The sequence below is a fragment of the Fibrella arboris genome (genome assembly GCF_041321095.1).
GTDB lineage: Bacteria > Bacteroidota > Bacteroidia > Cytophagales > Spirosomataceae > Fibrella > Fibrella arboris.
In genome coordinates this window covers 13,409-25,740 of sequence record NZ_JBGGWE010000004.1, presented here as the reverse complement: position 1 = coordinate 25,740, position 12,332 = coordinate 13,409, and the positions used below count along the sequence as shown (strand labels likewise).

The 12,332-nt window shown below is 52.3% G+C and carries 13 protein-coding genes and 2 tRNA genes; 6 read left to right on the top strand and 9 right to left on the bottom strand.

What is annotated here, in order from left to right:
- Positions 1-18: 18 nt before the first annotated feature.
- The 4 genes from ACAW75_RS07695 (at position 19) to ACAW75_RS07680 (ending at position 1,189) form a co-directional block, all read left to right on the top strand.
- Positions 19-95: transfer RNA gene (locus ACAW75_RS07695), tRNA-Pro, on the top strand.
- A 340-nt stretch (positions 96-435) separates the two neighbouring features.
- The gene (locus ACAW75_RS07690; protein ID WP_370728118.1) at positions 436-609 is read left to right on the top strand and encodes a hypothetical protein; all 174 of its coding nucleotides are present in this window, start codon (positions 436-438) and stop codon (positions 607-609) included.
- On the top strand, positions 596-757 hold the full coding sequence (locus ACAW75_RS07685) for a hypothetical protein (protein WP_370728117.1): 162 nt from the start codon (positions 596-598) through the stop codon (positions 755-757). Before ACAW75_RS07690 ends, ACAW75_RS07685 begins: the two co-directional genes overlap by 14 nt.
- 358 nt (positions 758-1,115) lie before the next feature.
- Positions 1,116-1,189 (top strand) — tRNA-Arg (locus ACAW75_RS07680).
- A gap of 238 nt (positions 1,190-1,427) precedes the next feature.
- Here ACAW75_RS07680 and ACAW75_RS07675 read toward each other — a convergent pair.
- On the bottom strand, positions 1,428-1,652 hold the full coding sequence (locus tag ACAW75_RS07675) for a hypothetical protein (RefSeq protein ID WP_370728115.1): 225 nt from the start codon (positions 1,650-1,652) through the stop codon (positions 1,428-1,430).
- A 531-nt stretch (positions 1,653-2,183) separates the two neighbouring features.
- On the opposite strand from ACAW75_RS07675, the gene ACAW75_RS07670 reads away from it, so the two are divergent.
- Both ACAW75_RS07670 and ACAW75_RS07665 read left to right on the top strand, forming a co-directional pair.
- Entirely contained in the window at positions 2,184-3,443 is a 1,260-nt protein-coding gene (locus ACAW75_RS07670; protein WP_370728114.1) for a hypothetical protein, read from the top strand.
- A 10-nt stretch (positions 3,444-3,453) separates the two neighbouring features.
- A complete protein-coding gene (locus tag ACAW75_RS07665; RefSeq protein WP_370728113.1) occupies positions 3,454-4,374 on the top strand; it encodes a hypothetical protein in 921 nt (306 codons plus the stop codon).
- 142 nt (positions 4,375-4,516) lie between these two features.
- Here ACAW75_RS07665 and ACAW75_RS07660 read toward each other — a convergent pair whose 3' ends face one another.
- The 8 genes from ACAW75_RS07660 to ispG form a co-directional block, all read right to left on the bottom strand.
- Positions 4,517-4,642, bottom strand: coding sequence for a hypothetical protein (locus ACAW75_RS07660; RefSeq protein WP_370728112.1), 126 nt, complete (start codon positions 4,640-4,642; stop codon positions 4,517-4,519).
- A gap of 952 nt (positions 4,643-5,594) precedes the next feature.
- The gene (locus ACAW75_RS07655; protein ID WP_370728111.1) at positions 5,595-6,071 is read right to left on the bottom strand and encodes a hypothetical protein; all 477 of its coding nucleotides are present in this window, start codon (positions 6,069-6,071) and stop codon (positions 5,595-5,597) included.
- Between the two features lie 227 nt (positions 6,072-6,298).
- Positions 6,299-6,739: a response regulator gene (locus ACAW75_RS07650; protein ID WP_370728110.1), complete on the bottom strand. Its 441-nt coding sequence runs from the start codon at positions 6,737-6,739 to the stop codon at positions 6,299-6,301.
- Between the two features lie 174 nt (positions 6,740-6,913).
- Positions 6,914-8,728, bottom strand: a complete 1,815-nt coding sequence (locus ACAW75_RS07645) for a cytochrome c peroxidase (RefSeq protein WP_370728109.1) — start codon at positions 8,726-8,728, stop codon at positions 6,914-6,916.
- A gap of 4 nt (positions 8,729-8,732) precedes the next feature.
- Entirely contained in the window at positions 8,733-9,293 is a 561-nt protein-coding gene (locus ACAW75_RS07640) for a tetratricopeptide repeat protein (RefSeq protein ID WP_370728108.1), read from the bottom strand.
- Between the two features lie 63 nt (positions 9,294-9,356).
- On the bottom strand, positions 9,357-9,719 hold the full coding sequence (locus ACAW75_RS07635; protein WP_370728107.1) for an MmcQ/YjbR family DNA-binding protein: 363 nt from the start codon (positions 9,717-9,719) through the stop codon (positions 9,357-9,359).
- On the bottom strand, positions 9,716-9,904 hold the full coding sequence (locus tag ACAW75_RS07630; protein ID WP_370728106.1) for a DUF6728 family protein: 189 nt from the start codon (positions 9,902-9,904) through the stop codon (positions 9,716-9,718). Before ACAW75_RS07630 ends, ACAW75_RS07635 begins: the two co-directional genes overlap by 4 nt.
- A 120-nt stretch (positions 9,905-10,024) precedes the next feature.
- Entirely contained in the window at positions 10,025-12,028 is a 2,004-nt protein-coding gene (gene ispG, locus ACAW75_RS07625) for a (E)-4-hydroxy-3-methylbut-2-enyl-diphosphate synthase (RefSeq protein WP_370728105.1), read from the bottom strand.
- Positions 12,029-12,332 lie beyond the last annotated feature (304 nt).

The window sequence follows — 12,332 nt, the reverse complement described above, 5'->3', positions numbered from 1 at the left end:
GCAAACAGATAAACACCTCGGGGTGTAGCGTAGCCCGGTATCGCGCCTGCTTTGGGAGCAGGAGGTCGTAGGTTCGAATCCTGCCACCCCGACCATCGAAAAGCCCGAAATCTGTTTTGATTTCGGGCTTTTTTCGTTTTTCCGCAGCTTGTCAACAGCACACCCTGGGCTGAAACTATCGGAAAAAAGAATTCCCCGTTTACAACTGGTAGGCTGCTTACCACTCCAAAGATGCCTTGTTGTGATCCGGCGCGGTGTACGTTGTAAGTACACTACTTCGACAAGAAATACCCTCTGTTGTATATCAAACTACCAGTGAATTACTTACTCATTAGGCCTTGTACCGAATGCTAACTTGTTGCGCTCAATGACATCCACGTTGGTCTCTTTTACGTTAGTTACCAGAAGTAACAAATGACAATCCTTGAATGTGATATGCAAAAGATATACGTAGAAGTGGCCGAAGAAACGCACCTGGCAGTCCGGCAACTGCAATTGGAAGCCGATATGCAGGGCACCAAAAAACAGTTGAAAGAGATTTATCGGGAAGTCATCGAGAAAGGGCTGGCCCTATTAGCCAGCGGAAAAGTAAGCCATGAAAAAGCTTAATGCGCTAATTAAAGACGAGGTGTACCGGCAGGTGAGGCAGTACCAATTAGATCAGGCTGCCAAAGGACGCAAGCTCCGGATTGCCGAAGTTGTCAATGAACTACTCGAAAGGGGATTATCCAATAAAGCCGGCACTGCTTTGCCATAAGAAACCCTGGTTAAGGGGTCAAGGAATCGTTGCACACTAACTGGCTAGTGACTATTTATACGCACAGTCATGCGCGGAATATGGCTCGTGTGTAGCTCTATAGCCATCTATCAGTAGAAACCACTTCGATCAAATCTAGGCGTTGATGCTCAAATTGTTAGCTGCCCAGGCTGGGTAAGCATAGCTTCTACAGGTTGAAAAAAGCAGGTTTTTAGAGAAAATCGGGCTTTTCTGACTACTTTTGACGGCCAATTCAGGAAACTGGGCTGTAGTCGAGGGGCGGTATCCCAGCCACTGAGCGTTGGTAGTTGACGGGTGAAATAGCCGTTTTTTTCAGGTCATTACACATGTCATGTCTGGTCCCATAGCTCAGCTGGATAGAGCATCTTCCTTCTAAGAAGGCGGTCATTGGTTCGAATCCAATTGGGATCACCTTGTAATCAAGCACTTAGCTGTACTAGTTAAGTGCTTTTTTTATTGACTCGCCAGCATTCTTCGTTAGCTGTCGCACAAAAAAGCCCAGCGGTAGTACCGCCAGGCTTTGTGATTTATAGAGTATGGCCCCGTAGAGCCAGATAAAAAACGCTACTAGTCTTTTTGGTTTTCCGGCCCAGCTCGACGGGAGAGGGGGGCATGTCCTTCAATCACTTAATGCTCCAGCGAGGTACATTCAGTACGGGATGATGCCGCGCAGGATACGCAGGCTGATGGTCGCCTTATTGACATCGTATTTACGGCTGTGTTCAACCAGCGTTATCCACTCGTCCAGCTTGTAGGTGCCAGTGGGCAGCATCAATAAGCTAGGGCCGCTGCCCGCTTCCGATTGATTGGTTTGGTCGGGCAGCCGGGGCATCGCTTCGGCAACACCAGCCTGCAGGCCACTAGTTACAATCAATTTTTGTTTGCTTATCTGTCTGATCACCAATGTATTGTGTCATGGCAGAGTAGCCTGATGCAGAAAGATGGCCTCGGAGCTTTCGGTTTGAGAAATGAATGGTAAAAACTGAGATAAGATATTATAGAGGACTTCACGTGGACTCCACGAGTGGATTGCCCCAGAAGTGCTCGCCGTGACTGCTGATGTGTGTTATACTCGGGCGTATTGCCCTCGAAACGTATCGAGCGGATTGATGGTCAATGAAGGCTACTCTTTATTCAAATATCCTAATCCATAGAATAAATTGTCATACATTTGTTCAGTAAGTGAGTATTTTATCTGTCAGATTAACAGGCATTTGTCCGCGTTGTAAACGGTTTGTCTTTTCGAAGTCAATTCAGATGATGAGGGTGCAATCAGCGGTGGCCATCTGTTGGCTATACTCCCCAAGTGATTAGGGCCAATTGCCCACTACAGCAGCGTCGGAAAGCGTGAGCCCCTTTGGCCAGCTAGTAAGGCTACTGACAAGCCTACTTAACCAATTTGAGAATGCGCTATTCCTACCTGCTTCGTTTCGTTTTACTCCTGGCATCTTCTGAGGGATGGGCTCAGGCAACTTATACCCCCTGGCAAACTATTTATGAAGAGGGAGCAAACGAAACGGCGTTTCGGGTGCAGGTGAGCTTCAGGTTGACCAAAAAGGACTGCAAGACAAGTCCAGTTTCTTATTACCGGACGAGTGTCAGCAGAAGTAAGCCTAAGGCTTATCTCAGGTTTTCCTTTACGTACAGGGGCTGTGATGGTGCCTTGGGGACCGAAAGCCCAACCGTGGAGCTGGAAAAGGCTGGCGTACGGGAAGGCGGAGGTATGCTGTTCCCCGGCATACGCCTTGAAGGCGGGGTGTTTGCCGTCAAAATGACCGACTACGGCAGTAAGACAGTAGCCAAAAGTAATGCGGGCAGTAATGAGATTGTCTTTTCCGGCTCCTCGGCTGATAATACTGCTAAACCGCAACAAGAGCAGACGATCCGTAAAAGACAGGAGCCACAACGTCAGCAGGCAGACACCAGACAAAATACCCAGCAACGCCAGGCAGTTAGCGAGTATGATCAGGCCGTCACGCAGGGAAAGGCGACACAGGATGCCATAAACACCCTGGGAGACGCGGCCCAAACGTATGTTCAGCAGCGCTACGAACAGAAAAAGAAAGAGCAGCAGGAGCAAGACCGTAAAGCAGAAGAACGAGAAGAACGCCGTGCGCGTAAGGAAGAAGCCCAGGAAAGGGTGGCCGAGGCTAAGCGAGTGCAGCAGAATCAAACTATGGCACGCGCCGAAGCCTTTGTCAAACCACGTCAACCACCATCCTCTGCCTGGCCCGCCACTATAACGGCTGTCTACTACTTTGCTTATGCTGTCACTAGTCAGGCCATAGTAGCCTCTGCCAAACCCTTTGCCGTTCACCGCCACTCTGATGGCGGTTGGCCATTCTTAATTGATACCGAACGGCTCTTTAAAGAAGAAGCTTCCAGGCATGGGTATTCCATCAGTCAGGTTATTACGTCCGGTTATTATAATACGTATCAGGAGGCGCAGGACAGCCATGAGGCCTTCATGCAGGAATTGGGCACTGGGAGAGATCTAGTGTTGGTGCCGATTATCGTTGGTCAGCAGGGATCAGCGGCAACTAAGGTTAACACAACAGCCGATTTTTGGGATACTGGTAAGGCCGCTCCCACAGAGAAGGCAAAGCCTACGCCAGCACCTAAGAACAAACCAGCTCCGACTACTAAATCATTTTGGGATAACTAAGCATATGACCATGAAGGTAGCGGCTACCCCAATCCGGGGCTTTTTTATTTGCTTGATGGCCCTATTGCCCTCTATCGGTTACGGGCAGTCCAATGATACTAAAGCCATTATTACCTACCAACAGGCCGAACAAGCCTATGCAGAGGGTAATTTCAGTAAGTGTACTGAATTGATATATGAGGCGTACCAGTACCTGGAGAAGGGGGATCCGGGTACGTTTAAAAAAGCCCAACACAAAATCTATTACCTGTCGACAAAGTCACTGATAGGGCAGAATCTGTGGGTGGGTGCCAAGAACCAGGTAGATCAATATTTTGACCACAAGAAAGAAGACCTTTCCGACAGCAAGTATGTAGAAATGGTGCAGGCTCAACTGCAAATTGACAACCAGATTGAACTGATCAAACAAATAGCCAAGCCCTTCATTGGCACGTGGAAATTAAGAGGGGATATCGGAGGATTTGGCGCTGAATATCTCAACAAACCCTATTATAAAGATGGCCGATTTCGTGTCCTCACCAAACAGGGAGAACTGGTGATCTCGTTTGATACGTATACGTTGGAACTATCAATAAAAGGTCAGGGTGCCTACAAATACGCAAGTAGTAATTACTCAAAACGCGAAAAGGATGAGTACGTGTATGAATACTCGTTCCTGATTCAGGATAAACAGTATATTGGAGGCCCACTCACCGAAGTCTATTTTAATCCGCTCACTGATGATTTTGGGACTGGTGGCGTGAAGGTTAGCGGCACTATGCCCTATAGTTTTACTCCCCCACGAAGCACTGGCTCTTTAATTGAACCTTATGCCGCTGTAATAAGTCCCCCCCATCGCCAGAATGGAAGCGTCTACATTGGACTGGCTTTCGTCTCGAAAAAGAAAGGTCTTGATTACAATGGCGTCTTAATACTCGAAAAACAGCCCTAACCTCTCCAGCATACAAGGGGCGGCAGGATGATCACCTCACGGCCGAGGTTCGTCTGCATGACCATACCGCCTATGTGTGGTCGCGTTGTATCAGGTAGTTGGCCATATCTTGAACGACCTCGGGCGGAATCTGGTAGACGCCCTAATCGTCGGCCACGGCAATGAATTCACCATAAGCCTGCCAGTCGAGCCCGCCGTTAATGTCAGCCACGGTGGCTATACTAGTAATGCCTCTGGCTTCGAGATCGTATTTAGTTTGTTGAGGCAAGATCGGCCACAACATACGAATGATGGCGGCATTGTTGAGCGTGAAGCTGGTGGTAATAGGGTCTGTTCTGCGGTTTGCCTAGCTTACTTTATGAGCGATTGCGCGTAGGAATTGGGGAGGCGGCGCGGATAGTAGGTAGCCAGCCGTAAGTAGCCATTAAGGATATTTTCAGCCCATTTAAGCTGCCAACTTGAAGCTGTGTCACTGTTGGAAGTGCTGCCGTAGAAGTAGGGCTAACTGTTCCACCATTCCTGATTACTGCCGTTGTTCCTGTTCTGTAGAGATAAGCCAGTTTGTTAATTGCGCCAGCAGTAAGCGACTGAAACGATAGACTAGACTGTGCTACACCGCCAACAGTAGTAAATGCTGTTGCTGAAACTCGCGCATCCATTCGCTTGCCGTATTGTCATTGAATGAAATATACGCCCCCCTGGTAAGGGTTACGAACGTTTCTTTCCGCAAAGGAAGATAGTCTGTTGGGCTCTGTCTCTCCCTCAATCACTGGCATTACTACCACCTTTGCGCTCATTCAGCCTGGTCAACATATGTGATGAAGACAGTAGCAACGATAGAGACGATTCATGAATACAACGTTCTCACGCATCATCAGACCTGGCTTCCGTTAGTGAGTGTTCCTGACTTTTCTGAATCACCACGGAGCCATAAAGACACGACGCAAGCTGTACGTTTTGGCTGCTACAGCGTGTTTTTGAAAAAGGCCTGCTGATTGAGGAATAACATTTATTGACAATTTACAGCCGCCACCCGGTGATCAGCAGATTTACCTTTACAGCCAACTAGTAGTACCCCTTGATGGTATTCGTTCGATACGTACCGCTACCTTCTACTTCGGCGAGGGCATAAACCTCATCCTGTCCCCAGTCGTCGTTCAGCTGGCTGCCACGAACAAGTTTGGATCAGCCGATCGTGTAATAAAAAAACAATCGCCTTATCAGTGAATAAATTCAACGTATTGCATAGGGGCTTCTGTAGCACGGAGCCAGATGAAAACAGCATATTGGAAGTTGAGCTGCTCTTTGTATAGCATCAGTTTTTTCTTGTCGAAATCGACTCCATCCAGATTCTCCCACTTTTTAGCTTCGATTATCAGCAAATTCTGGTCCCGCATCCCCCGTAGGTGCACCACAATGTCCGGGTAGGCAGTTCTGGCTTCCAGATCGCTGATAGTAACCTGATCCTGCCCTTGGGTGAGCAGGCGGAGTGTTGTGCGATCGATACCGCCGCCGCTGTATTCACAGTCGACGTTCATGCTCCGGAAACAAAGCTGTAAATATTCGGCTAACTTATAGGTAATAGAACGTTCATTGGCCGTTCCTGTGAGTAGGTGCGCATCATTCTCAGTTAGCTGTTTGAGCGACCATTCTAATTTGGCTTCAATCTCCTCCTGTATGGTAATGGATGGTTGCATACGGTTGGCTGTTTATATCTACCGTCATTAGGCGTAGTGAAGCCGAGAACAGTCGAACTGCAAAAAAGCCCCGTTTCATTGAATCGGGGCTTTCGTTCGTTCTTTGGTTACTCAGTGACGCCACGCTCGACGTATCTGCTGGCTGACATACGAAAAATTTAGCTGGCCGGATTGGCAAACGATGGCGCTTTGGGCGGTACGGTGCCCGGCCTCACGGATCTGTTTTCTTATTCGTCTGCCGGAATGCCAGGCGAAGGCCAATACGTCTGGATCGATTTAAAAAAAGTAAACCACTGCTCAGAGGATATCGGTTTAGTGAAGTAAGTTGCTCCGCGCTGATGGACCTGCTGTTTGTCACCTGCATTGACCGACGAACTTATGACAATGATAGGTACGGTCTGATAAGCGGACCCCGGCTCCTGTAGCGATGTCAGAAAATTGAGCCCGTCTTCCAGTTTGGGCATATATAAGTTGGTCAGTACTAACCGGGGCAGGGGTTTGCCGGCGGCTACTGTTTGCTCGAGCTGGGTCAAGGCTGCTGGGGCATTGAGGGCATGTATGGTGGGTACATGGGGAAGGAGCCGTTTCAGATAGAGTTCCAAGATTCGCCAAAGGTCTGGCTGATCTTCAACGACCAGCAACCAACCCGCTGATTGGTCTTCTTTCATAGGTGCAGTCTGCTTTTTTGAGCGTAAACCAGTGCATCGCTGCCAACGTTATAAAAAAATGAGGCTATGCCTAATCACGGTGCCATATCGGCCCCGGCCCGACAGCCACCATAAGTCGCTGACCAGGGCTGAGCATCTATGGGTTATCCCTATACCTTTCTAGGGGAACAGGTCTCACAGCGTTTTCAAAAAAGAGAGCAACGCCCGTTTTTCGGTAGCTGTTAGCCTAAGCTTTTCGGCAGGAAGCGTTTGATGGGCCACCGTAAACCCAAGGCCCGCACCGCCCCCTTTATCGTAGAAATCAACGACCTGGGTTAGGGTAGTATAGGCACCGTTGTGCATATATGGAGCCGTCTGGCTGATTTTACGCAGTGTTGGCGTCTTGAAACTACCAACATGAAACGGAATACCGGTGATGGTGTACCGCCCGGCATCGGGGCTAAGGGTAAGGTTACGGCCTGTATCGGGCACGCCGATTACTTCACTCTCGGAACGGTGATAAGCAGGGGGGACAGTGCCGTTGTACAGCGGAAAATAATGACAGGTTGCGCATTTCGCCTTCCCCATAAAGAGGTTAAAGCCAAGCCGTTCACTGGCTGATAAAGCAACCGGCCTACCCCGAAGGTATTGATCGGTACGGCTATTCAAACTAATCAGCGAACGGATGTAGGTAGCCAGCGCATGCCGGACAGTGTAGGGCGTTAATCCGGTAGTGTATTGATCGGCAAACTGCGTGCGGTAATCGGCCTGCTGATTCAGACGGGCCACGGCTTGGGCCATTGATCCGCCCATTTCGTGTGCGTTGTGAATGACATCGGTCAGTTGCTGTTCGAGCGTAAAGACCCGCATATCCATAAATTGACTGGCTTGTAAGCCCGCATTCCATAACGTTGGTGTATTGCGCAGGGCCCCAGCCCCGGCTTTACGTCTACTGACCAGGGGGGGGGCGGTCGGTAGGCCATCCTGAAAAGCCCGGTCGGGCTGGTGACAGCTGGCACAGCTTCGGCCACTCCCTTCGGCCGAGAGAACGGGGTTATTGAACAGCCGTTTACCCAGTGCAATGCGGGCCGGGGTACTGGGTGGGTCGCTGTGAGTGGCGAAATAGTCTGGATCGAACGCTGACAGATCAGAGAGGGTCCTTGCCGAGGTTCGGAGGAGTCGTTTCTCGTTGAGGGTGGGTAATTTTAGCGCTAGCTGGGCATCGAGCAGCAGGCCCGACAGGGGATGGGCGCAGGTACGTATGAACCTGAGCCGATCGAAGCGGTTGAACGACGATGCCTGCTGTAGCTGATGCTGGGCGGTGCTGATTGTCTGGGCAATGCGACTGGCCAGGCGTGGGTTGGCAGCCCGTAGCGGATAACAGACCAGGGTTTCCCGGATGGCATGGAGGGCCGCCGCGGATTCGGGCAGTGAATAGCGCGCGACCGGCGAATCGAAACCGGTGATGCCCAGTGTTTCGATACGAAACACTTCCTGCCGTAGCGCATCGATAATAAAGGCATCGGACAGGGGATTGGTTGTTGCCAGCCGCCGTAGCTGACTAACCGTTTGGCGCATAGCCAGCAGTTGTTGAGACACCTCGGTGCGCCGGCTGGTATCTACCGGAAAAAGGAGCGGCTCGATAACCTGAAACCCTTCTGGCTGGAGTATGAAAGCTTGCCCGTCGTCGACTTCACCCTCAGGTACGTTCGGCCCATTCAGGTTTCTGGCCGACTGTAGAAAGTAGTAAGCCGTTAGCGGCTCGATGTGTTTGTAGGCTAGCCGTGCCCGTCGAAAGGCGGCTTGAACGGCGCGGGCAGGACGATGGCTGGTAACCTGACGACCCAACTCGACCAGGGTGGAATCCAGCCGGTTCAGGTTCGACTGATACAGCTTGGCAACGCGTTGCGTAGGCGGCAGGGCGGGGGCGGGGCAGGATACGCTAAACAGGCAACCGCAGAAGCCCGTGAGGCAGGCCAGCCAAAACGCTTTGTGTCGCAACAGACCCATCAGGTTATCGCCTGGTACTGGCGGGCTGCGGGCGGGTGAAGGGGGGCTGGCGCAGCAGTTGGAACGCGTTCTCGTCGCCCAGCAACACGGCCCGACGAAGATCATTTTCGGCCTGACTGAGCTGCCGAAGCTGAATACGGGCTACGGCGCGCCAGCGGTAGGCGTCGGGGCGTTCGTCGCGGATATGCCAGACGGCCTTATCAAATTCGCGGAACGCTTCAGTAAACTGATCAACGCTGTAGAGGGCGATACCTCGATCGAGGTAGCAGTCGGCCAGCGTATTGTCGATGCTGATGGCCTGCGTCAAGTCGTAGATAGCCGAATAATGATTGCCCGACAGGAGCTGGCATTTGCCCCGCCAGGCATAAGCAACCGCCGATTTTGGGTATTTATGAACCGCGTTGTTGAAATACGTGAAAGCCGGTTCAATGTCTCGCTGTTTAACGAGTTGAATGCCTTCCTGAAATCGCTTTGTGTCTTTATCGGCGGGAGTTTCATGATCGATCAGGTAATAGCGGATTACCAGATAGAGCATGAACAATACGCCCAGTAGTGCAACTTCCATAACGCTACCTTTTTCTATAGCTAAAGTAGGTAATTTCAACGAAAAACGGACGATGGCGCGCCGCTACGATGACGATAGCGGCAGGCTTTCACGAACGGCCTTAGGCAAGCCTGCCACTACCCGTTCGTAGGAGTGGTCGATGAGCTCGCGGATGAAACTGTCGCGCAGCGAACCGTCGGAGGTAACTGTGTTCCAGTGGGTTTTATTCATGTGGAACGCCGCCTGGATAGCCCTATACGACTCGCGAAGTTCAGCTGCCCGTTCTGGCTCACATTTCAAACTAACGCGCATCGGCCGTGATTCGATGTCTGACAACGCAAACAGTTTACCCGCCACCTTAAAGACCAGCGTTGTTTCATTGAAGGGAAACGACTCGGTAGTGGCGGGCTTGCTCAGGCAATAATCACGTAATTCGTCGACGGTCATCGGATGAAGGCACGGTAGAGCATCACCAGTATACAGATCAGGAACATGACAATCGAGATCCGGTTGATCCCGTGCATCATGCGCAGGTTCACGTTGGTCGGGCGGTTGGGGTCGGGCTTGCGGAAGACCCGCAGGAAGTAGTTGAATACTGGCCCAAGTTTGAAGTAATCAGCTAAACGGCTCACAGAAAGTGTGTTTATCGTTTGAAATTCATGAACTGGTCGCCTGCTGAACAAGCGCTGCGCCCTACTATATAAGCCAAATAAGAGACGAAAAGGTTTACTACTCTGTCCGTTATTTATGGGTCACAAGGTGGCTGCCTGAGTGGGTTCGAGCCAGCGACCATCTTCGCGGATCAGCTCGATCAGCTCATCAACGGCATTGGCGGCGGGCACCGATTTTTTCATCACCTGCTGACCGCGGTACAGGGCGATCTTGTCGCGACCAATACCCACATACCCGTAATCGGCGTCGGCCATCTCGCCGGGACCATTCACGATGCAGCCCATAATGCCAATCTTCACCCCCTTCAGGTGATCGGTACGCTGGCGGATGCGGGCGGTGGTTTCCTGCAAATCGAAGAGCGTTCGGCCACACGACGGGCAGGAAATGTATTCGGTCTTGGTGATGCGCGTCCGGGCCGCCTGAAGAATGCCAAAAGCCAGGCCATTCAGCTGTTTCAGCTCGTCGCTCTGCGCCGCCTGTAGCAGTAGCCCATCGCCAAAACCATCGACGAGCAACCCGCCCATATCAGTAGCCGCATAAAGTGGCCGATCGACCATGGGTACGTTATATCCTCGTTGCACAACGACCGGCAGCGTGAGCGCACGATTCACCAGGTCAACAAACAGCCGCCGCAGCTCAGGCATGGCGTGGGTATTGGTTGTACTGACCACGCCTACTACGTTGTGGTCCTGACGAAGTGCGCTGGCCAGCTCGTCGGTCAGTTCGGCTAACGTGAACCTGACAAAATTGAGCCGGATGTGTAGGCCCTGCGGGCGGGAACGGGCAGTCAGGTACTCGGCTGCCGACAGCATAGGGTGCACGTTCAACTGGTCGTTCCGGCTTTGCCAAACGCTATAGTCCTGGACTTCCTTAAGCCCGTTGGGCAGCATAAAAGCAGCGGGGGTCGCGCCCGTATAGAGGTAGTCTACACCAAGGTCGTTCATGGCCCACTTGTCGGGAACGGGCAGGTAGAAATGGCCAACGGCTTTCAGTACGTCGGTTTCCTGCACTAGAACATGGCTGTAATCGGCCAGTACTCTGGGTACGTTGGTGCCGCCAAAATTGGCCACTTCGTGCGTTTGCCGACGACTATACTGGAAAGGATCATAGGGTAGTTCGGTCAGGGCAGGAATAGGGCTGGCCGTTTGGGCGCGGGTGGTGTAGCGGTCGATCAAGGCCCTGGCTACGGGGGCCTCCAGTTCAGGGTCTTCCGTCAGCGACACCCGCACGGTATCGCCCAGGCCATCTTCGAGCAACGTACCTATGCCCAGCGCCGACTTGATCCGGCCATCTTCGGCTTCGCCGGCTTCAGTTACGCCCAGGTGCAGCGGGTAGGGTTTCAGTCCTTCTTCGTCGAGGCGTTGCACCAGCAGCCGGTACGCCTGCACCATCACCTGCGGATTGCTCGACTTCATCGACAGCACGATGTTATAATAATGTTCGTCTTCGCAGATCCGCAAAAACTCCAGTGCCGATTCCACCATGCCAACGGGCGTATCGCCGTAGCGACTCAGGATCCGGTCAGACAGCGAGCCGTGGTTGGTGCCGATGCGCATGGCCGTGCCATATTCTTTGCAGATGCGGACCAGCGGCAGGAATTTTTCCCGGATGCGTTCCAGTTCAGCCGCATACGAATCGTTGGTGTACTCGATATGCTCGAAACGCTTGCGGTCGGCGTAATTGCCGGGGTTGATCCGCACTTTTTCGACCACGCGGGCGGCCAGTTCAGCGGCGTTTGGCGTAAAGTGAATATCCGCGACCAGCGGCGTGGTATAGCCCCGGGCCCGCAGTTCCTTCCTGATATTCTCCAGATTCTGCGCTTCCTTCACGCTGGGTGCCGTAATGCGAACGTATTCACAGCCCGCCTCGATCATTCGGATCGACTGCTCCACCGACCCCAGCGTATCCATCGTGTCGATGGTCGTCATCGACTGCACCCGGATCGGGTGCGCTGACCCCATAGGTACGTTGCCAATGTTGACGGTAACTGTCTCGCGCCGAACATAGTCGGTCAGGGAAGGCGCATACAGACGCGGCGTTTTGGGGGTTTCGCCGGTGAGGGCGCTGGTCAGGAAATCGAGCATACAGCAGGCTTATTGAGCGCTACAAAGGTAACACATTCCATCGCAAGCCTGTTCACTGACCTCACCGCAGCGGTGGCACAGCTTCGCTAGCAGCCTTGCTTTCGCTCGCCCTTCGGCACCTGCAGAGTACAGGTGGCCCGTGACAGGCCGGGAACACCCATCCGTTGGTGCATGGCGGCGAAGCCAGGTCGGAGAGACGTCCCAGACGGACTGCTGCTCCTTGGGAATGACTCTACTGGCGAGGCTACGGGGTGGAGAGACTCTCCCTCTCCTTATTTCAAGGAGAGGGGGTTGGGGCGGTCCG

What these genes read in the sequence shown, in the direction of transcription:
- ACAW75_RS07640 (WP_370728108.1), bottom strand. Translation starts at nt 9,293, where the DNA reads ATGGAAGTTGCACTACTGGGCGTATTGTTCATGCTCTATCTGGTAATC.
- ACAW75_RS07690 (WP_370728118.1), top strand. Translation starts at nt 436, where the DNA reads ATGCAAAAGATATACGTAGAAGTGGCCGAAGAAACGCACCTGGCAGTC.
- ACAW75_RS07635 (WP_370728107.1), bottom strand. Translation starts at nt 9,719, where the DNA reads ATGACCGTCGACGAATTACGTGATTATTGCCTGAGCAAGCCCGCCACT.
- ACAW75_RS07645 (WP_370728109.1), bottom strand. Translation starts at nt 8,728, where the DNA reads ATGGGTCTGTTGCGACACAAAGCGTTTTGGCTGGCCTGCCTCACGGGC.
- ACAW75_RS07650 (WP_370728110.1), bottom strand. Translation starts at nt 6,739, where the DNA reads ATGAAAGAAGACCAATCAGCGGGTTGGTTGCTGGTCGTTGAAGATCAG.
- ACAW75_RS07670 (WP_370728114.1), top strand. Translation starts at nt 2,184, where the DNA reads ATGCGCTATTCCTACCTGCTTCGTTTCGTTTTACTCCTGGCATCTTCT.
- ACAW75_RS07665 (WP_370728113.1), top strand. Translation starts at nt 3,454, where the DNA reads ATGAAGGTAGCGGCTACCCCAATCCGGGGCTTTTTTATTTGCTTGATG.
- ispG (WP_370728105.1), bottom strand. Translation starts at nt 12,028, where the DNA reads ATGCTCGATTTCCTGACCAGCGCCCTCACCGGCGAAACCCCCAAAACG.
- ACAW75_RS07655 (WP_370728111.1), bottom strand. Translation starts at nt 6,071, where the DNA reads ATGCAACCATCCATTACCATACAGGAGGAGATTGAAGCCAAATTAGAA.
- ACAW75_RS07685 (WP_370728117.1), top strand. Translation starts at nt 596, where the DNA reads ATGAAAAAGCTTAATGCGCTAATTAAAGACGAGGTGTACCGGCAGGTG.